Origin of the sequence: Psychrobacter sp. FME6, from assembly GCF_014861365.1 — a bacterium.
Lineage (GTDB): Bacteria > Pseudomonadota > Gammaproteobacteria > Pseudomonadales > Moraxellaceae > Psychrobacter.
Map to the genome: position 1 here is coordinate 1 of NZ_RRYW01000056.1, position 20,857 is coordinate 20,857.

Consider the following 20,857-nt stretch of genomic DNA (forward strand, 5'->3'; position numbering starts at 1 on the left):
TTTGTGTCTTCATAACCTCAAATATATCATCTTGCTTTGGCTGTCACCCTCCTTTATTTCTTCAGCATACTTTCTGACACACCACCCTATTTTATTATAAGATACTGCTGTTTTATTATAAACAATTACTACATTTATATATAAACATCAATATCTGTTGCGTACCGTTAAAGTACTAAATTATCTCACTTATGTTAAGTAAGGTATGCACTTTGACCTTTGTGTTATACTACGTTTTTTTTGCGCCTAGTAAGGCTATTTCTTACGGCTATCACTTCGGTTTACTATCAATGATTGATATATATTATTATGATTTATAAGGGCTTTTTTTACATGCACTATCAGTCATCAAAGTTATTAAGTATATCGTGCCTGCTAATTGCTAGCATGGTTTCAGGATGTACAAGTATCAACTCAGGTCTACAGTCGGGTGATTTGCCACCTAGTGGGGCTTTTGTCGCAGAAAGTGGCTTGCAGTTTAATATTCAGCCGCTCAGCCTAGCAACGCTACCACCCAAGCAGGCAGTGGTCCCTAGTAATGATTTGGTGCAATTGATAAAAACCTCAGGACAAGTAGAGTATCGTATTTCTAAAGGCGATATCTTAAGTATTGTCCTTACAGGCTATCCTGATATAGCTCCTGCTGCCTCTGAGGGTAGTAGTAATCCATATGCTTCAGGGTTTCCTGTTGATCAACAAGGTTTCGTTCAATTTCCACTTATTGGGCGTATACAAGCGAGTGGCTTGAGCGTACCGCAATTTACCGCTAACTTGCAGAGTCAACTGCAACGTTATCTAAAATATTCAGATCCGCAGGTGAAAATTGTTAACTATCGCGGCAACAAGTTCTTTATTGATGGTGAAGTGAAGCAGCCGGGCGAATTTGCTATTGCTGATGTACCTGTCTCGTTATACGGCGGGATTTCTATGGCAGGCGGCGCGTCACAGATAGGTGACTCGAATAATATTGTATTGAACCGTCAGGGTAAAAGCTACAATATCGGCTTACAGTCACTGCGAGAGATGGGATCATCTGCCAACCAAATCTACCTAAAAGATGGCGATTCAATTCACGTCAATAGCCAAGAGCAAAATAAAATTTATGTTTTGGGTGAGTTTGGGCAGGTAGAGCCGGTGTCTATTCTAGAGCAGGGCATCAGTCTGGCACAAGTACTGGGCGAGTCTAAAGGTCTCAATGCCAATACTGCCAACGCGGCCAAAATTTATGTGGTGCGTGATAATGTGAATACGGCAGCGACCGATATTTACTATGTCGATATGCAGACCATTACCAGCTTTGCCCTTGCCAACCGTTTTGAGATGCATGCTAACGATATAGTGTATGTCGATCCAACTGGCTTAACGCGTTGGAATCGTGTCATTAGTTCTATCTTACCGTCCACATCAGCAGTAAGGTCGCTTTCTCGCTTATAGGTAATAAATAGTAGGTATTAATCGTTATGGCATTTGATAATATTTTAGTGGTTTGTGTGGGCAATATCTGCCGTAGTCCAATGGCTGAAGCGCTGTTAAAACAGCGCTTTCCTAATAAGGCTATTAATTCTGCAGGAGTTGGCGCTTTAGTTGGTCATTCTGCAGACCCAGCGGCGCTAGAGATCATGTCACAGCAGCAGATTGATATTAATAACCATGTTGCCAAGCAAATTGATGAAGATTTGGCAAAAAAAGCAGATCTTATCTTCACCATGTCAGATGGCCAGACTAAATGGATTGAAGAGCGCTGGCCATTTTGTCGTGGAAAAACCTTTAAGCTTGGTCACTGGAGCGATAAAGATATTGCTGACCCTTATAAGCATGACATAAGTGCGTTTGAAACGGCGTATCAAGATATCGTTGATGGCCTTGAACAGTGGGCTGATAAAATCAGCTAAGCATCCGATATTAAACAACACCTAATATTAAACAGTAGCCAGTATTAAACGGCTACCTTTAAATGATGACCCTATAGTTATGAATACAGATTCACAAAATACAGCCAAAAATGCCGTTGAAAAAGATGATGATGAAATCGATTTAATGGCGCTGCTGTTTGCCATTTTGCGTGGCTGGAAAATTATTGTCTTCTTTGCTGTGTTGGGTTTGATCATAGGGGTCTTGTATAGTAGATATGTCAATCCTACATTCAAATCAGACGCGCTAATACAGATCGAAGAAAGCAATCAAGGTATCTCGGCATTAGGGAGCAACATCTCAGATTTGGTTGGCTCAGAGGCTAGCAAAGCACAAACGGAAACCGAGCTGATTAGATCGCGTATGATTTTAGAGCCAGTAGTGAAGCTATTACATCTACGCATCAAGCTTACCGATCCTAACCTCGGCACTATCGATAAGATAAAGAGTGATAGTACCCATACTCAAGTTAATACTCAGGAAGGAGTGTCTTTAGATAGTGGTAAAGGCCGCGTACAAGTCAGTCAGTTCGATGTATCACGTGCCTATCTTAATCGCACTTTTACCCTAACTAAATCAGAAACCGGCTTTGTATTAAGTGATGGCTTCGATGACTTTAAGGGACAAATTGGTAAAGCCCATAAGTTTCGTGGTACTGATGGTCAGATTCACATCACCGTCAATGAGCTCACTGGCGATAGCCACCCAATCAATATCAGTAAGCGATCACTAAAAGCAACGACAGACGCTATCAATAGTGCGTTATCGGTAGTAGAAAAAGGCAAACAAACCGGAATTATTGAGCTGTCTATGACTGGTGAGAACCAGCAGCAAGTGACCAATGTCTTGAATCAAATCGTCCTTTCCTATATTGATCAGAACCAGTCGCGTGGCTCAGAAGAGACCACCAAAACGCTGACCTTTATGGAAACTCAGATTCCAGCGCTAAAGCAGAAACTAGAAGCTTCGGAAAAGACTTTTAATGAGTTTCGTGAAAAGTCTGGAACTATCGATGTTGGTCAAGAAGCAGGTATATTATTAAATAAAAACTCGCAAATTGATACACAACTTAATGAATTAAAGCTTAAAAAAGCAGATCTAACCACTTACTATACCGACGAGCATCCGTTAGTAGTACAAATCGATGATCAGCTAGCAGTACTCAACAGTAAAAAGCAAGAGATTGATAAAACTATTGCTGGTCTGCCTGAGGTTCAAAGAGAGTTCTTAAAACTATCAGAAGATACCAGTATCAATAGAGAGATTTACCTAACACTACTGAAAAACTATGAACAGCTCAAAATCGTCAAAGCCGGTCAAATTGGTTTTGCGCGTATCATTGATTTGCCTATTAGTACTTATCAAGCGATTGCTCCTAAAAAGCCACTTATCGTATTTTTATCTGCATTAACAGGTATCTTATTAGGGATAATTTTAGTGCTACTGAAAAACATGCTTAGAAACGTGGTTAAAGACCCAGAGCGCCTTGAGGCGAAAACTGGGATACCAGTCATTGCCACTATTCCGCGCTCGGCACTGCTGACACGGTTACGTAAGAATAAAAAATCTCAAAATCGTCTATTAGCTCATACTGATAACAATAGTTTGAGTTATGAGGCCATTAAGAGCTTAAGAACCAATCTAATGTTCGGTATGACAACAGTAGGCAAAGTTGGTCAACGAGCTAAAGTCATCTTGATTACTGGTGAGAGTCCTGGGGTGGGTAAGTCCTTTATATCTTCTAACTTGTCTGAGGTATTCTCGCAACTGGATAAGAAGGTATTGATTATAGATGCGGATATGCGCTTAGGTGAGCTGCATAAAATGTTTAATATGACTCAAGATAATGGGCTAGGGGATTATTTAGCGCAACAGATAGCATTAACAACGGTCATACATCCGACTACTATGGATAATATTGATTTTATCCCACGTGGGCAGCATCCGCACAACCCATCCTCGCTGCTATCAGGTGATAAGTTTGAGCAAATGATGACGGAGCTCAATGAGCACTACGATTATATTGTCATTGACTCACCGCCCATATTAGCCGCTTCAGATGCGATGATTATGTCGCATTACGCTGATAAAGTGTTAATGGTGACGCGCTACGACCAGTCGATAGAAGGGCAAGTGGCATATGCCGTCAAACAGATGAACAAAGCCAATGTACAGGTAGATGGTATTATCCTCAATGATGTACAACAAGGCCTCATGAGCAAATATAGTTATCACTATAGCTATGCCTATGGAAATAAGCAGTCGTAAATTTTTTGCGGCTTTATCTTATATTGTCTTGTCTTATCTTATCTTATCTTATACTTTAAGTAATTGGTGGTCATCTTGCTAGAGTCAAAAACCAAAAGCGATTATCAATCGCTGAATGATAACAATGGATGGTTAGCACATATCGCTGAGTATTTCCTATCGCTTCCGCGTGCTGTCAAGCGTATGGTATTGCTTATTGCCGACCTTATCATGTCAGCTGTCTGTTTATTTTTAGCCTTGTCTTTACGCTATGGTCATATCGCCCATGAGATTAGTCCAGCGATATTGTTGGCTTATGCGGTGCTTCCTATTATTGGCTTGTATTTTATCGGCTTCTATAAAGGGGTGGCAAGAGGCTTTCTCGATACCGTCATGGGCAGTGTGGCGCAGCTATTCTTTGTCCTTATTGTTATTTATGAAATTGTTATCTACCTCAACCCTTTAGAGGACATACCGCGCTCCGTTCCGATCATATTTATGTTCTTCTTTTTTATTGCCTTGTGGAATAGCAGGCTGATCATCCGTGAGCTACTGACGCGTTGGCGCGGTAACGGTCAGCAGCGCCTAAGGGATGAAGATGGTTATGATAATGTTGTTATCTATGGTGCAGGTGAGGCGGGTAAGGACTTATTAGAGGGTCTAAGGAACTCGCATAAATACAATGTAGTAGCGTATGTCGATGATGATCAACAGCTCATTGGTGGTTATTTATTGGGTAAAAAGATTTATCCTGCGCAAGAATTAATGAGCTTAGTAGAAGAGCTCGATGTCGCCCAGGTTTTTTTAGCGATTCCTTCTATCAGTCGCGCGCAAAAAAGACAGATTATTGACAGCTTATCTGGCATTGCTATAAAAATCAAAGAATTGCCAAGCCTAGAAGAGATCGCTGACGAAAAAGTAACCGTTAGTAGTATGCGCAAGGTAGATATTTTAGATGTATTAGATCGACAGACGGTCGAACCCGATACACACTTATTACAGAAAAATATTAGCGGTAAATGCGTGCTAGTGACAGGTGCAGGCGGCTCTATCGGTAGCGAGCTGTGCCGTCAAGTGATCAAAAACCAGCCAAAATGCATCGTGCTTTATGAGCTGTCTGAGTTTGCGCTTTATAGCATTCATCAAGAGCTTACGATAAAACAAGCCAATACCCCTGCTTATCAAAATATTGAGATTGTCGCTGTCATTGGTAACGTCACCAATGAATCCAACCTTCTTAGAATATTTAAACGCTATAAGATACAGACCGTTTATCACGCAGCGGCCTATAAACATGTGCCCATGGTGGAGCACAATCCTTTTGAAGGGGTTATAAACAACAGCAAGGGTACCTATCACTGTGCGCAAGCGGCTATTAAAGCCCATGTCGAGACTTTTGTACTTATCTCTACCGATAAGGCGGTAAGACCTACCAACGTGATGGGGGCCTCTAAGCGTTTAGCAGAATTGGTCTGTCAGAGTTTAAGCCAAAAAAACAATCCAAATAACAATTATACGCTTATCAGTATGGTGCGTTTTGGTAATGTCCTAGGTTCATCAGGCTCAGTGGTACCGTTATTTACCAAGCAGATAGCCCAAGGTAAGCCAATTACCGTGACCCATCCCGATGTGACTCGTTATTTTATGACGATTCCAGAGGCGGCAAACTTGGTTATCCAAGCAGGGGCGATGGCCGCAGGTGGTGAAGTGTTTGTGCTTAATATGGGTGAGCCGGTCAAAATCGTTGATTTGGCGCACCGAATGATTCATTTAAGTGGTTTTGATGTTAAGGATAGCACACATCCAGATGGCGATATCGAGGTTATCTTTACTGGGCTTAGAGCAGGAGAAAAGCTCTATGAAGAGTTAATCATCGGGGAAGATAATATCGAATCTACCGATCACCCATTAATCATGCAAGCCATAGAGCATAGCTTTCCGTTAGATGAGCTTGAGTCGGTATTATTTGAGTTTACTGAAAAGCAGAAGCAGTTTGATGTTCCTTGGCTAAAGCAGCAGTTCAAATACTTTGTAGAGGGTTATCAAGAAGGCAGTCAAGACGGCTCTCAAGAAGAAACTCAAGACGCCCCACAAGACGATCTTCAAGAAAGCCCTCAAAAGAGTCCTCAAGAAAAGTCTGAATCTGCATAGCGGCTTCAGCATAACGGCTAATGTATAAATCAACAATGATGTTTTAAAGAAATAGTTAAATTAATAAAGGAATACTATGTTAGATCTTAACAATATAAAAATAGCAGTCATCGGGCTTGGCTATGTGGGTCTGCCGCTGGCGGTTGAGTTTGGCAAACAGCATTCAGTAGTCGGCTTTGATATTAATGCTGAGCGTATCTCAGCACTCATTACTGGGACGGATCATACCTTAGAAGTTAGCGATGATGAATTAGCACAAGCGACGCACTTAAGCTATAGCTCGGATATCAATGAGCTCAAGGACTGTAATTTCTTTATCGTCACTGTCCCAACGCCTATTGATGATTATAAGCAACCTGACCTTACCCCTTTGATTAAAGCCTCAGAAGCTATCGGTAGTCTACTTAAAAAAGACGATGTTGTGGTTTATGAATCGACCGTTTATCCCGGTGCCACAGAAGAAGTCTGTATTCCTGTATTAGAAAAAGTCTCTGGACTTACCTTTAACCAAGACTTCTACGCTGGCTATAGTCCTGAGCGCATTAATCCGGGTGATAAAGAGCACCGCGTTACCAATATCTTAAAAGTAACCGCAGGCTCTACGCCTGAAGTAGCTGAATTCGTTGATGAGGTCTATAACTTAATCATTACCGCTGGTACTCATAAAGCGGCCTCTATTAAGGTAGCGGAAGCGGCAAAAGTGATTGAAAATACCCAACGGGATGTCAATATTGCCTTGATTAATGAGCTCGCCGTTATCTTTAACAAAATGGGTATCGATACCCAAGCGGTGTTAGAAGCTGCAGGGACCAAGTGGAACTTTTTACCGTTTCGTCCGGGTTTAGTCGGTGGTCATTGTATCGGTGTTGACCCTTATTACTTAACTCATAAAGCCCAAGCGATTGGTTATAATCCAGAGATTATATTAGCTGGACGTCGCTTGAATGACAGCATGGGTGAGTATGTGGTGACCCAGCTGGTCAAAACCATGATTAAAAAGCGCATTCAAGTTGAAGGTGCTAGAGTTTTAGTGCTGGGATTAAGCTTCAAAGAGAACTGCCCTGATGTGCGTAATACTAAGGTTATCGATATCGTCCATGAGCTACAAGAATACAATATCGACGTCGACGTCTATGATCCTTGGGTAGATAAAGCAGAAGCGAAGCGTGAGTATAACGTTACGCCTATCAGCAAGCCAGCGATTAATAACTATGATGGCATCATCCTTGCAGTTGCGCATAATGAGTTTATCGAGCTGGGTGTAGAGCAAATTAGAGCGTTTGGAAAGAATGAACACGTCCTCTATGATTTAAAGTATGCCTTTACGAAAGAAGCTACCGATATTCGCCTATAAGTTGTTAAAACAATACGGAAAACAAATATTATGACGTCAACTGCATATGAAAAAGTTAAAGAAACATTAATTAAGTCACCAAAAACGTGGCTGATTACTGGGGTGGCTGGTTTTATAGGGTCTAATTTACTAGAAACGCTACTATTATTGAATCAAAAAGTAGTCGGCTTAGATAACTTCGCAACTGGCTTTCAGCATAATCTAGATGAAGTACAGGGTTTGATAAGCGAAGAACAGTGGCAGCGCTTTAGCTTTATAGAAGGCGATATTCGCAAACTAGAGGACTGTGAAACTGCATGTGTTGATGTTGATTATGTATTGCATCAAGCAGCATTAGGCTCGGTGCCACGCTCTATCGCTGATCCGATTAACACCAATGATACTAATATCTCAGGCTACTTAAATATGCTGGTAGCGGCTCGTGATGCTCAGGTCGCTAGCTTTACCTATGCGGCGAGTAGCTCAACCTATGGCGATCATCCTGCATTGCCAAAAGTCGAGGATGCTATTGGCAATCCATTATCACCGTATGCAGTCACTAAATATGTCAATGAGCTGTATGCAGACGTATTCTCACGTACTTATGGCTTTAAGACAATTGGACTGCGTTACTTCAATATCTTTGGCAAACGCCAAACGCCAGATGGTGCCTATGCAGCGGTAATCCCCAAGTGGACAGCTGCTATGATCGCAGGTGATGAAGTATTCATCAATGGTGATGGTGATACCAGCCGCGACTTTAATTTCATTGAAAATGCAGTACAGGCCAATATTTTAGCCGCGACAGCAAGTGATGAAGCTAAAAATCAGGTATACAATGTGGCAGTGGGTGGACGTACTACACTGAACACTCTATTTACGGCACTGAAAGAGAATCTAACAGTTAATGGGGTGGATTACACGAAACAAGCTGTATATCGTGACTTTAGAGAAGGGGATGTACGTCATAGTCAGGCTGATATTACTAAGATAGAGAAAGCGTTAGGCTATGCACCACAGTTCGATATTATTCAAGGTATTGAGAAAGCGATGCCTTGGTATGTAGTGTCGGTAACAAGAAAATAGTTGCGTCTCATGATTAAAAGATTTAGCTCCTTACTAAAAAATACTGATGTTAATCGGTTAATTAAGAATTTCTTCTCTCTTAGTGTTTTAAAGCTAATTAATCTTATATTACCTTTCGTAACCCTACCTTATTTAATCAAAACGTTGGGATTGGAGAAATATGGAGCGATTGTTTTAGGTCTGTCACTAGTAGCATATTTTCAATCTTTAACAGATTATGGTTTTAACCTGTCAGCCACTCGGGAAATTGCTAAACATAGAGCAAGTCGAGAACAGTTAGGTTTTATCTATAGTAAAACACAAACCTCAAAGCTCTATTTATTGTTATTCTCTTTAAGCATAATAATACCTTTGATTTTTATTGTTCCTCAGTTTCGCGAAGACTTACCAGTCTACTTATTAATTTGCCTAATGTTAATAGGCCAATCCTTGTTTCCAGAATGGTTTTTTCGCGGAATAGAGCAGATGGGTTATATCACTATCCTTGATGTAATAATTAAGGGCGGTTTTACTATCGGGGTCTTTTCTTTAATTAAGTCTCCTGATGACTATTGGTTATATCCTTTTCTATTTGGATCAAGCTATTTATTTGTAGCGATACTGTCGCATATCTTAGTAATACGCAAGTTTAAATTAAAATTTTATTTAGTACAACCTTCTAAAGTTATTAAAAATCTGAAACTTGGTTTTCCACTATTTATTAACCAGTTTATGCCCAATTTTTACAATAATACAACTACGTTTTTAATAGGGATGTTACTAGGGAAACAAGCTGCCGGTCTATTCGGTGCCGTAAGGCAAATTACAAATCTATTAAATGTATTAAACTCAGTAGTATCTACCGTGGTTTTCCCATACTTAGTACGTAGGCAGGATAAGTTTGGGGTGTTTAGCAAGCTTTACATAATAGGCTTTGTCGCTATCTCAGCTTTACTAATCTTAGTACATAAACCTATATTTGAATGGGTAGGAATTAATAATACAGATTCATCTATTTCATTTTATATATTAATAGTTGGGATTGTTTTTATAGCGACATATAGTATCTACTCAACGAATTACCTAATCTCTAGAGGTTATGATCAGATCGTAATGAAAATTACTTTTGGGGCCTCAATAGTTGGCCTACTTACTTCCTATCCACTAATCAGTAATTTCGGTATTATTGGCGGCGCTATGAATATTGCATTTGCACAATTTTTGATGGGGGGACTTGCATTTTTATCATTTAAGGTTATCAACCATCAAAGTAACTAATATTTATATTAAAGATATAAATTTATTACAAACTATACAAGCTTTATAAAAACTAAATTTAGTTTTAAAAGTATTTAATTGAATCTATTTTAGGAGACGGTATATGAAAAACATAACTATAGTAGGATGTGGTGGCGTGGGATTTATACATGCATACTATTTTGCACAACGTGGCTATAACATATCATTCTTAAAAACATCTGATTACAACAGTAATTACTACGAGAAAGTTAAGTCAGATGGTTACTTTGAAGTAATAGATAGAGGTAACGATAAGGAAAAAGTATATATAAATAACATAACCAAGAATCCTGAAGAAGTTATTCCTGATGCGGATATAGTTTTCGTAACCACAACTACACTACAACATGATAGCGTTGCTAAAATTATAGGATGCTATCTTAAAGACGAGCAAGTTATCTGTATAATGCCAAGCTATGGGAGTTCTTTGATTTTCAAAAAACATTCTCGAGCTAATGTGAAGTATGTTGAGTTTGAAACAACATTATTTAATGGCCGCATTATAGATAATAGCTATATTAATATAAACTTTAAAAACTGTCGTATGTCTGCTTATTTTAATGGGTTCTCTGACGAAGAAAAATTTGTATTCTCTAAAGATTTTATACATATAGATAAAGAAGCACGTAATACCTTTGAAATTGCTTTTCATAATCCAAATATGATTGTTCATACTATAGGTGTATTACTTTCAGCTTCTAGAATTGAATATTCTGAAGGTGAGTTTTGGATGTACAAAGAAGCATTCACGCCATCTATCATTAATGTTATTAATAAATTTGATGCTGAAAAGAACTTAATATTGCAAGCATTAGGCTGTAATGAACTAAGTTACTTTGATGCTGCTAAATGGCGAAACGATGTGGACTTATCTCAAGACTCTATGGATGTATTTAGATCTTTTGCGGAAGATAGTAATAAAGGGCCTAACCAGTTGAGACATCGTTATCTATTAGAAGATGTTCCTATGGGGCTCTCTTTATTCCAATCTGTTGGAGACATACTAGGTATTGAAACACCTATTGCAGATTCTGTTATCACGCTATCATCAGCATTATTAAATGAAGATTTTCGAGCTAATGGTAGAAGCGTCTTTGATATTTATAAAGGTACAGCTCTTAATGAAGCTATTTTTCTGAAGACAATAGGTTAGAAAACTATAGTTTCAGGATTTCGAATAATAATTACCTAGATTAATAACGGGTTTGGAAATTTATATGTCAAATATGTACTTAAGAGATATCGTTTTATCGAACTTTGTGCTTAAAAAAATCTATACCAAATATCGTAGTAAAACAACAAATGATTTGATAAATTGTGACGAGCTCAATGAATACCTCGAACAAGCAGAAAAGGTGATTTTAGAGAATAAACCTGACATAGTAGTAGGGCTAGTCAAAGGATCAGATAGCTACTCAGATATAGGTCTAACTAAGAAAAGAGATTATTATCCAAAATACGAGAGATTTTTAAAGAATAATAATATTATTTACAAATATTATGACCCCCTGTCTTCAGACTGGATGGAGCAAGCAAAGGACTTTGACTTAATTATATGGCATACAAACTCTGACCCTTCCACACAAGAGATCGCAGAAGGTAAAATTTATGTCTTAGAAAAAATGGGTATGAAATGTTTGCCTAGCTATGATGAAGTATGGTCATATGAAAATAAAATAAGAGCAAATTATTTATACGAATTATATGATCTTCCTTCGATACCCACGTTCATCAGCCATTCAAAATCAGATGCACTGAATTACATAAATAAAGCAAAGTTTCCAATTATTTCTAAACTATCTACTGGTTCCGCTTCTCATGGTGTAGATAAAATTGATAATATTAAAGATGCAAAAAAGTTAATAGATCAAGTCTTTTCTTATAAAGGTAAAGAAACTTATTTTAAATATATGAGTCAAAAAGACTACGTCTATTTTCAAGAGTTTATAGAAGATGCGACCTATGATCTCCGCATTCTTTGCGTTGGAGAAGATCTCTTTGGATATTATCGTTATCCAAATGAGGGGGATTTTAGAGCATCAGGTGCAGGTAATTACCAGAAAAAAGAAATCCCTACGGAAGCTTTAGAGTTAGCTTATGAAGTGTACAAAGCTTTTGGCTCAAGTTTCCTAGCTACTGATTTTGTTTATAGTGAAAAGATAAAACAGTTCTTAATTATCGAATCATCTGTGTTCATTGGTGTAGATAGCTGTGAGCAGTTATCTATAAATAATGTCGCAGGTAAATATACTAGGAAAGCAAAAAATGAATATGATTTCGTTGGAGGAAAGTTCTGGGTACAAGAATTGACCCTAAAAAATATAATAGAGAAAAGTTTCTAATATGAAAATAGTACATGTAATTATAGGCTTAAATGTGGGCGGAGCTGAATTGATGCTCAAGCGCTTAGTCTTAAATAGCAGCCAAAAAGGAGAGTTTGAGCATGTAGTTATTTCATTGACTGACCTTGGAGTTATTGGAGCTGATTTACAAAGCCAAGGCATAAAGGTTTATAGCCTTGGAATGAGATCGGCTTTAACTATACCTCATACTTCAGTAAAATTGAGGAAGTTACTAAAATTTATTAAGCCTGATGTGGTGCAAACTTGGATGTATCATGCAGACCTTTTAGGTGGATTAGCCGCTAGAAGTTTGGGTATTGAAAATATAATTTGGGGTATAAGAAATACTGAGCTGAACACTAAAAAAAGTTTTTCAAGACAAGCTATGGTCAATCTATGTGCAAAGCTTTCATATACGATACCTAGTCAAATTGCTTGTGTTGCCAATACCGCCATGGATACGCATATAAAGCAAGGGGGATATGATGCAAGTAAAATGTTAGTGATACCTAATGGATTTGATATAAATAAATTTAAACCGAATGAAATACAGCGACTTAGATTAAGAAGTAAATTAAATATAAAGTCCGATGAGTTAGTTATAGGAAATATCGGTCGCTTTGATCCCGTTAAAAACCATGAAAATTTTATCAAAGCCTGTATTAAGCTTTTACAGAAAGGATATAAATTCAAAGTGTTGTTAGCTGGGCGTGATGTGGATCTAAACAACCCTGCCATCTCTAAGTTATTTAAAAACAGCTCATTATATGAAAATTTTATTTTCCTAGGTGAGATAGATGATACTGCTTCTTTTTACAATGCAATAGATGCATTTTGTCTGTGTTCTTACACCGAAGGTTTCCCAAATGTGTTGGGAGAGGCAATGGCAACTGAAAAAGTATGTCTTGCCACTGATGCGGGAGATGCGTGGGTCGTTCTTTCAAATAATGGCTTTAGAATAGACTCCAATAGTTCCGCTGATATTGCAATTGCCTTAGAGACAAACGTTCTCAACAAAGCACTGAGTGATCCAAATGATATTGGTAATGCAGCTAGAATAGCTATAGTGAATAATTACTCTATAGATAAAATTGTTTCACAGTTTGAAAGTTTATATATCAGGTAGATAATAATTATGACAATAAAAGAGAAAGTTTTTTCGAAGGCACCACGCTTACTTCAAAACTCAGCTATTAGTTTATTTAATAGTTACCAATATAAGATCCGTCATGGTGGCGCTTATAAAAAGTTTAGAGATTATTATGCACAAGCTGACTCACTAAGTGAGTCTGATCTTATGAGAGAAGTTGAAGCTAAAAAAAATAATTTCTTTAATTACGTCAAAGGCCACTCTAGCTGGTATAAAAGGTATGAGTTTGACAACCTAGAATTATTACCTATTTTAGAGAAAACTGATATTATCAATTACTTACATGATATCAAGACGGTTGCGGAAAAAGATGGGCTAGTTAGTCTAACTGGTGGTACTACTGGTGCATCGATGAAAGTTATCTATACTAAAAGTGATGTACAAGAACGTTTTGCAATACTGGATCACTTTCGAGCTCAGCATGGATATAAGCTGGGAGAAAAGACAGCTTGGTTTTCTGGTAAAAACCTTATATCCGAGGCAGATATAACTAAAGGTTTATGTTCTCATTACGACTTTATAAATAAGATTCGTTTTTACTCAACCTTTCATATTAATGAGAGGAATTTTGAGATTTACTGGAAATCTCTTAATAACTTTAAACCTAGTTTTATAGTAGGCTTTCCATCAAGTGTTTATGAAATATGTAAAATGGCGGATAGCAAAGGACTTCACCTTACACATAAAGTAAAGATTTTTTTCCCTACGGCTGAAACAGTTTTACCTCAACATCGTGAAGTCATCAACCGTGTACTGGGCTGTAAGTTAGTTGATCAATACGCTTCTTCCGAAGGAGCACCTTTCATCTTAGAATGTGAAGCTGGGAATATGCATATACACCCACTTACAGGAATATTTGAAGTGGTTGATGAAGATATGCAACCTGCTCAAGAAGGTGAAATACTCGTGACATCTTTTATAACCCACGGTACTCCTCTTATAAGATACCGCATTGGTGACCGTATAAAACAGGCACAACAAAATAAAAGATGTCATTGCGGTTCAATTTTTCCTTTAATCGAAAAAATTGAAGGTCGCTCCACTGATTATATTCTCTCTCCAACCCATGGTAAGGTGAATTTAGGAAATATAAGTAATAGTACTAAAAACATCAATGGAATTATTAAGTTTCAAGTTATACAGCGCACTCTAGAGAAAGTTCAGGTATTGATAGTAGTTAGTAAGAGCTTTAACCCTTCTGAAAAAATTAAGTTTATAGCAGCATTAGTTGAAAGGTTAGGTCCTCAAATTGAAATTATAATAAAAATTGTTGAAGATATACCTACAGAGAAAAGCGGGAAGTTTAGAATTGTTAAAAACAATATTCAACCATAGAGATAGATAAGTGACGGATTTGAATTGGATTTACGAGTATGGTTTTATAGGGACTAGGTTATTTGATCTACCTAGCCTATTTATATGTTTGCTATTGATTCTAATACTTGGGCAGAAGTATAGAGTTTCTTATAATTTTCAAGCTATGCTAGGGTTACATTGCTTGCTACCGTTTTTCTTAAATAACGTCCTTTTTGATGCTAAATATATGCCAGATCAATTTCGTTACTGGTATGGTGTTAATGCTATAAGAAGTGGTGAATTAGGTTTCATTGATGCGTTATCAGATCCTGGAAATACATTGCAAGCTAGTGCTTTACTTTCTGTATTGCCATTCCCGGCTCCCGTTTCTATTATAAGTTTAGGATTCTATAATACTTTTCTTTATCTGATTTTGTTTTTTATACTATATGCAAAGAATATATTCACGAATTTCTCGTTATGGTTCTACCTGTTATTTCCTAGCTTGGCTTTATATACAGCTTTGACTCTCAGGGAAACTTTAATATTTTTTTTTATGGTTTTAGCTATTGTTTACGCAAGAGAATCTAAAATATTTAAAAGTATTATTTGTATAATACCGATATACCTTATTAAGTTCCAGAATTTCTATATTGTCGGCCCAATAGTATTGCTGTATTTTATATTTAATGTTGCTAAGAAGGGCATGAGTTTAACTAAAGCATTAATTATTGGAGCTATTGCTCTAGTATCGTTGCTCGCATCTGCTCCTATCGCTTTGCCTTTAGTTAATAAGTTTAGAGTATCTATGTTTGTTGAGGATGGGGGAGATCCAAATGATATTCAACTCATATCAGGCGCAGGCGATTTTATTTACCAAGGTTTAACTTCAGGTTTCTACTTTCTATCTAAACCCTTACCTTGGGAAGCAGCTAGCGCCTTGCAATTTATACAATCATTTGAAAATTTATTTGTATTGGGGATTTTGTTTTTAATCACTCGACAAGCTTGGAGAAAAAGTCCAGATAGACTCGCGTTTTGGCTATTGTTTATGGGACTAGCTATGTCTGTCTATGGATTAGTAGTAGCAAACTATGGTACAGCAGTGCGTTATCGTTATGCCTTTGTTGTGATGTATGTCTTATTTGTCTGTGCCGACTGTAAGGTTGAAAAACTATTTCCAAATAAAAGAGTGTTTTTTTATAAAAAGTGAGTTTAAACAAGCTTAATAGGAATAAATTTGAAAATATTATATATAGTTAACGAGCCTTGGTTTTTCTTATCCCATCGTCTGCCCATTGCTTTAGCGGCACAAGAATACGGTTATACCGTACATGTAGCTACTAGAGCTGGAGAAGCTGTTGAAGAGATCTTAGATAAGGGTTTTATTCATCACGAGCTATCATTATCGCGTAACGGTAGTAGCATACCCAGTGAGCTAAGCAGTCTGTTAGATATTTGGAAGCTTATAAATAAGGTTGAACCTGATGTTTTGCACTTAGTGACTATAAAGCCTGTTCTATATGGCGGTATAGCTTCTCGCTTTATATCGGTTAAAAAAGTAGTGGCTGCCGTATCTGGTTTAGGGACATTATTTTTAGCTACAGGCGTCAAAGCAGACTTAAAGCGAAAGGCGGGAGTAGGCTTATACCGTCTTGCTTTACACTCTAACAAAACCACAGTTATACTCCAAAATCCTGACGATAAGCAGTTATTAATAGATCTAAAAGCTGTCAAGGCTGAGCAAACCACACTCATACGTGGTTCAGGTATAGACTTATCTACCTTCCAAGCCTTTCCCGAAAACCTAACGGGCACTCCTGTAGTAACCTTCGCCGCACGTCTACTTTTCGATAAAGGATTAGCAGAATATATTGAGGCTATCAAACTACTGAATAAAAAAGGCGTGGTAGCCAATTATCAGATAGTGGGAGATTTAGATCTAGGTAACAACACTAGTGCCACAGAGCAAAATATTGAAGAATGGAAAGCCATTCCCAATTTAGTTGTTTTGGGATATCAGAAGGATATGTCTACTGTATTTAGAGACTCTAATGTTGTGGTGCTACCTTCTTATCGTGAAGGGTTACCCAAAGTTTTGATTGAGGCTGCCGCATGTGGCAGAGCTGTGATCACTACAGATGTACCTGGTTGCCGTGATGCTATAGAAGAAAACAAGACGGGATTATTAGTTCCAGTTAAAAACTCACAGGCATTAGCGAATGCTATAGAAAAGCTGGTGACAGGTACTGAGCTTCGAGTAGAAATGGGTATTGCAGGACGTCAGCTAGCAGAGAGAGAGTTTGCGATTGAAAAAGTGATAGAGCAGCATCTGTCTATTTATCAGCAAACAAATTAAAATTTTGATTTAGGATATCTGTCCATGAGTAATAAACATACATTACTTCTCACTGGTGCAACTGGATTTGTTGGCAGTGCTATACAAAAGCGTATTGTAGCAGATGGAAACTATGATTTAACGATTGCAGTGCGTAACATCAATGAGCAGTCAGAGGCTGTACGCATCGTTAAAGTTGATGACTTGAAATCTAACACTGATTGGAACGATGCTTTAGAAGATATTGATGTTGTCATTCATGCTGCTGCTCGCGTGCATGTGATGGATGATACATCTGCTGATCCTTTAACTGAATTTCGCAAGGTTAATGTAGAAGGAACTTTGAATCTAGCTCGACAAGCTGTCGAAGCAGGAGTGAAGCGTTTTATATTTATTAGCTCAATCAAGGTAAATGGAGAAGGAACAGAGCTTGATAAACCCTATACCGAAGATTCTAAACCCAATCCTACTGATCCTTACGGTATTTCTAAATATGAAGCTGAGCAAGGTCTGCTCAAATTAGCAGAGACCACATCGTTAGAGGTAGTGATTATTCGTCCTACCTTGGTTTATGGCGAAAATGTTAAAGGTAACTTTCATTCATTAATGAAATGGACTTATAAAGGTGTTCCTCTACCTATAGGTGGGATCAAAAAGAACTTGCGTAGCTTAGTTTCAGTAGATAATTTGACCGACTTTATTGTGACCTGTATTGATCATGATAATGCTAAAAATGAAGTCTTTCTAATATCTGACGACGATGATATTTCTACAGCTGATTTACTGAAAGAAATATCAAAAGGTTTAGGCGTTAAAAATAAAGCAGTAAATATACCACCTAGACTTATTAATACGGCAGCAAGTGCACTTGGTAAGTCTGGCGTAGCTCAAAGGCTATCAGGCTCTTTGCAAGTTGATATTACTAAAGCAAAAAACTTACTAGGTTGGAATCCTAAATATTCTACTAGTGAGTCTATTCAAAAAACTGCCAAATTCTATAAGTCAAACTTAATCGGCCATACACCTATGACTTTACAAAGACCTTTAGATATTATGTTTTCAGCAACAGGTTTGGTAGTTGCGTCACCACTATTAATTGGTGCAACCGTTATTGGCTATTTTGATACAGGTTCACCTTTATTTATTCAAGAACGTGTTGGCAAAGATCAAAAGCCTTTTAGACTAGTAAAATTTCGTACCATGAAGGTAGACACAGCTTCTGTAGCTAGTCACTTAGCTGATAACAGCTCAATCACTAAACTGGGTAAAGTATTGCGTAAAACCAAACTCGATGAATTGCCACAACTGATTAATGTATTAAAAGGTGAAATGAGCTTGGTAGGTCCGAGACCCAATCTTTTTAATCAAAATGAGCTTATCGAAGCCAGAGAGCAGATGGGAGTCTATAACGTCTTACCAGGTATCACCGGTTTAGCTCAATTAAGTGGTGTCGATATGTCCACACCTGAACGCTTAGCCAAAAAAGATAAAGAGATGATTGATAATATTACTCTTAAAAACTATTTTTCTTATATATTGAATACTGCTTTAGGTAAAGGCAGTGGCGATGCAGTTAAATAAAACTTAATAAATTTTAGTAATGGGAAGTAATCTATCATGTACAAGAAGCTAAGCATTTTATTGGGTTTTGGTGTGCTATCAACCGTGTCGATGTTAGCATCTGCGCAGAACCTATATATGAATGATTTAAAGCTCAAAGCGGATCTAGACTGGCTCAATAATCAAGGGGTCACGCAGATTAGTACCAGTACTTGGCCGTTGACGGCTAACGAGATAAAACGTGCTGTAAATACCGCTAATGCCCAGACACCAGCGCAGCAGCAGATATTACAGTCAGTACAAACACGATTGGATCAGAATCGTGACTCAGTAGTGAAAGGGACGGCAGCATTACATATCCAAACCGATCGAGACCAGCTACCACAAAAATTTGGTGATGATCAACTTGCTGGTCAACAGGCGACAGTGGGCGTATCACTTAGCGAAGCGGAGTGGGAGTTTAATTTACAAGCCAACATAAAGAACGATAAACTCATCGATGACGGCTCAGATGTTAGCTTTGAGGGCTCGTATCTTGCGGGTACTGCGGCCAATCAGTGGTTAATCGCTGGTAAAATCCCAACATGGTGGGGGCCTGGACATGATGGCAGCTTAATTCGAGGCGATGCCAGCCTACCAGTTACTGGCTTTACCATGCAGCGTGATCAGCAAAGCGCACCCACTTCAAACTATCTCTCTTGGGTCGGACCTTGGCAGTATCAACTCTTTGCTGGTCAGTTAGATGATTATGAGGCGGTTCCAGATACTAAGCTATTTGGTGCACGACTGACGGCTAGCCCATGGCCATGGTTAGAAGTCGGTGCTTCTCGTACCTTTATGTGGGGCGGTGAAGGTCGGCCAACTAGCTTTAGTTCTTTTGCTGATGCTGTTTTAGGTACTAAAGATAACGAAGCCACTAATAGTATTGAGGCGGCCGATGATCCTGCCAATCAACTTGGTGGTTTTGATGCGCGCTTAAATTTAGCGCCATTGGTTAACGTTCCTGCTGGTGTTTATGCTACGTATATTGGTGAAGATGAAGCGGGCGGCTTGCCATCTAAAAATATGTATCTAGCCGGCGTTGATTATGCTGCGGATGCTTATGGTAAGCCGTACCAGCTTTATGCTGAGTATACCGATACTCGTAGTAGTGGTGAAGTAGATCGCGGTGGTTCTTATGAGCACTTTATCTACACTGATGGCTATTATCAGCAAGGCTACCCATTAGGTTATGCGCTTGGCGGCAATGCCGAGAGTGTCGCGGTTGGTGGTCGATTATGGCTGGATAACCGTAACTTTATCAATGCAAAAGTGCAGCATGCCAAGGTAAACCAAGCGGATAAAAGTGCCAATAAAGCATTTCCAACGACTGATAAACTGACTGGTATCGATGTCGCTTGGGAGCATCAATACAATCCCCAAGCGCTTATCTCTAGCCGAATTTGGGCAGTAGATTCAGATATCCAGTCGACTGATGTCGGCGTAGGTGTAGGTATCGAGCTACAAACTTATTAGGGTATAATTTGCTTGACTGTTTAACACGCTTAAAACCTAGAAGCTGATCTATTGGTTGCTAATAGGCCGATTTTTTATGGGTTGTTTTACTGTATTTATCAAAAAGTGCCGTAAAACCACGTCCTTCTAGGGCATGGATGTAAGGCATAAATAATACTAAATTCTGCTTGACTACTAAGGTGACTGAGCCACAATAAAACCATGAAAACACTCAAGTTACGCATTAAAGATAAACACGCTAACCAATTAAACAAATTGGCTGGTGCGGTTAATTTTGTGTGGAACTATGTGAATGATTTGAGTTTTACGCACTTGCAGCGCACGGGTCATTTTTTCTCAGCGTATGATATTGCAACTTATGTAAAAGGTAGTGGTGAGCTGCTAAATCTGCATAGCCAAACCTTACAAGCCATCACTGAAACCCATGCTAAAAGTCGCAAACAATTTAAAAAAGCCAAGTTAAATTGGCGTACCAACCGCCCTAATGCTAAACACAAAGCACTTGGTTGGATTCCGTTTAAAAAAACAGCGATAAAATATCTAGGGGTTAAAAAGGCAGGAAAGAAAACCCTAAAATCCACCATTCAATTTAGCTTAGCCAAAGGCAAGAAGCTGACCATTGACGTGTGGGACAGCTATAACCTAGCTCT

General features: G+C 38.4%; 15 protein-coding genes and 1 pseudogene. All 16 read left to right on the top strand.

Translation table 11 applies throughout. The features are described 5' to 3' along the window. The first annotated feature begins 333 nt into the window (after positions 1 to 333). Positions 334 to 1,434: a polysaccharide biosynthesis/export family protein gene (locus tag EI162_RS09150; protein WP_192524075.1), complete on the top strand. Its 1,101-nt coding sequence runs from the start codon at positions 334 to 336 to the stop codon at positions 1,432 to 1,434. Between the two features lie 26 nt (positions 1,435 to 1,460). Beyond that, entirely contained in the window at positions 1,461 to 1,892 is a 432-nt protein-coding gene (locus EI162_RS09155) for a low molecular weight protein-tyrosine-phosphatase (RefSeq protein ID WP_192524076.1), read from the top strand. 79 nt (positions 1,893 to 1,971) lie between these two features. Then, a complete protein-coding gene (locus tag EI162_RS09160) occupies positions 1,972 to 4,179 on the top strand; it encodes a polysaccharide biosynthesis tyrosine autokinase (protein ID WP_192524077.1) in 2,208 nt (735 codons plus the stop codon). Between the two features lie 75 nt (positions 4,180 to 4,254). Then, a complete protein-coding gene (locus tag EI162_RS09165; protein ID WP_225736942.1) occupies positions 4,255 to 6,309 on the top strand; it encodes a polysaccharide biosynthesis protein in 2,055 nt (684 codons plus the stop codon). Positions 6,310 to 6,385: 76 nt separating this feature from the next. Continuing rightward, on the top strand, positions 6,386 to 7,663 hold the full coding sequence (gene tviB, locus EI162_RS09170) for a Vi polysaccharide biosynthesis UDP-N-acetylglucosamine C-6 dehydrogenase TviB (RefSeq protein ID WP_192524078.1): 1,278 nt from the start codon (positions 6,386 to 6,388) through the stop codon (positions 7,661 to 7,663). 30 nt (positions 7,664 to 7,693) lie between these two features. Beyond that, complete coding sequence (locus EI162_RS09175) at positions 7,694 to 8,728, top strand: NAD-dependent epimerase/dehydratase family protein (RefSeq protein WP_192524079.1); 1,035 nt, start codon at positions 7,694 to 7,696, stop codon at positions 8,726 to 8,728. Between the two features lie 9 nt (positions 8,729 to 8,737). Next, on the top strand, positions 8,738 to 9,985 hold the full coding sequence (locus EI162_RS09180; RefSeq protein WP_192524080.1) for an oligosaccharide flippase family protein: 1,248 nt from the start codon (positions 8,738 to 8,740) through the stop codon (positions 9,983 to 9,985). A gap of 103 nt (positions 9,986 to 10,088) precedes the next feature. Beyond that, the gene (locus EI162_RS09185) at positions 10,089 to 11,159 is read left to right on the top strand and encodes an NAD/NADP octopine/nopaline dehydrogenase family protein (protein ID WP_192524081.1); all 1,071 of its coding nucleotides are present in this window, start codon (positions 10,089 to 10,091) and stop codon (positions 11,157 to 11,159) included. Positions 11,160 to 11,223: 64 nt separating this feature from the next. After that, positions 11,224 to 12,348, top strand: a complete 1,125-nt coding sequence (locus tag EI162_RS09190) for an ATP-grasp domain-containing protein (RefSeq protein ID WP_192524082.1) — start codon at positions 11,224 to 11,226, stop codon at positions 12,346 to 12,348. A gap of 1 nt (position 12,349) precedes the next feature. After that, positions 12,350 to 13,474 carry a glycosyltransferase gene (locus EI162_RS09195; protein ID WP_192524083.1) on the top strand — a complete coding sequence of 375 codons (1,125 nt, stop codon included), beginning with the start codon at positions 12,350 to 12,352 and terminating at the stop codon, positions 13,472 to 13,474. 9 nt (positions 13,475 to 13,483) lie between these two features. Then, the gene (locus EI162_RS09200) at positions 13,484 to 14,833 is read left to right on the top strand and encodes a phenylacetate--CoA ligase family protein (protein WP_192524084.1); all 1,350 of its coding nucleotides are present in this window, start codon (positions 13,484 to 13,486) and stop codon (positions 14,831 to 14,833) included. Positions 14,834 to 15,041: 208 nt separating this feature from the next. Further along, positions 15,042 to 16,007, top strand: a complete 966-nt coding sequence (locus EI162_RS09205; RefSeq protein ID WP_225736943.1) for a hypothetical protein — start codon at positions 15,042 to 15,044, stop codon at positions 16,005 to 16,007. A gap of 27 nt (positions 16,008 to 16,034) precedes the next feature. Beyond that, positions 16,035 to 17,153, top strand: a complete 1,119-nt coding sequence (locus EI162_RS09210) for a glycosyltransferase family 4 protein (RefSeq protein ID WP_225736944.1) — start codon at positions 16,035 to 16,037, stop codon at positions 17,151 to 17,153. Positions 17,154 to 17,177: 24 nt separating this feature from the next. After that, positions 17,178 to 18,713, top strand: a complete 1,536-nt coding sequence (locus EI162_RS09215; protein ID WP_192524086.1) for a hybrid nucleoside-diphosphate sugar epimerase/sugar transferase — start codon at positions 17,178 to 17,180, stop codon at positions 18,711 to 18,713. A 36-nt stretch (positions 18,714 to 18,749) separates the two neighbouring features. Continuing rightward, positions 18,750 to 20,207, top strand: a complete 1,458-nt coding sequence (locus EI162_RS09220) for a capsule assembly Wzi family protein (RefSeq protein WP_192524087.1) — start codon at positions 18,750 to 18,752, stop codon at positions 20,205 to 20,207. 201 nt (positions 20,208 to 20,408) lie between these two features. Then, positions 20,409 to 20,857: pseudogene (locus EI162_RS09225) on the top strand (RNA-guided endonuclease TnpB family protein); the annotation flags it as partial.

What these genes read in the sequence shown, in the direction of transcription:
- EI162_RS09150 (WP_192524075.1), top strand. Translation starts at nt 334, where the DNA reads ATGCACTATCAGTCATCAAAGTTATTAAGTATATCGTGCCTGCTAATT.
- EI162_RS09155 (WP_192524076.1), top strand. Translation starts at nt 1,461, where the DNA reads ATGGCATTTGATAATATTTTAGTGGTTTGTGTGGGCAATATCTGCCGT.
- EI162_RS09160 (WP_192524077.1), top strand. Translation starts at nt 1,972, where the DNA reads ATGAATACAGATTCACAAAATACAGCCAAAAATGCCGTTGAAAAAGAT.
- tviB (WP_192524078.1), top strand. Translation starts at nt 6,386, where the DNA reads ATGTTAGATCTTAACAATATAAAAATAGCAGTCATCGGGCTTGGCTAT.
- EI162_RS09175 (WP_192524079.1), top strand. Translation starts at nt 7,694, where the DNA reads ATGACGTCAACTGCATATGAAAAAGTTAAAGAAACATTAATTAAGTCA.
- EI162_RS09180 (WP_192524080.1), top strand. Translation starts at nt 8,738, where the DNA reads ATGATTAAAAGATTTAGCTCCTTACTAAAAAATACTGATGTTAATCGG.
- EI162_RS09185 (WP_192524081.1), top strand. Translation starts at nt 10,089, where the DNA reads ATGAAAAACATAACTATAGTAGGATGTGGTGGCGTGGGATTTATACAT.
- EI162_RS09190 (WP_192524082.1), top strand. Translation starts at nt 11,224, where the DNA reads ATGTCAAATATGTACTTAAGAGATATCGTTTTATCGAACTTTGTGCTT.
- EI162_RS09195 (WP_192524083.1), top strand. Translation starts at nt 12,350, where the DNA reads ATGAAAATAGTACATGTAATTATAGGCTTAAATGTGGGCGGAGCTGAA.
- EI162_RS09200 (WP_192524084.1), top strand. Translation starts at nt 13,484, where the DNA reads ATGACAATAAAAGAGAAAGTTTTTTCGAAGGCACCACGCTTACTTCAA.
- EI162_RS09205 (WP_225736943.1), top strand. Translation starts at nt 15,042, where the DNA reads ATGCCAGATCAATTTCGTTACTGGTATGGTGTTAATGCTATAAGAAGT.
- EI162_RS09215 (WP_192524086.1), top strand. Translation starts at nt 17,178, where the DNA reads ATGAGTAATAAACATACATTACTTCTCACTGGTGCAACTGGATTTGTT.
- EI162_RS09220 (WP_192524087.1), top strand. Translation starts at nt 18,750, where the DNA reads ATGTACAAGAAGCTAAGCATTTTATTGGGTTTTGGTGTGCTATCAACC.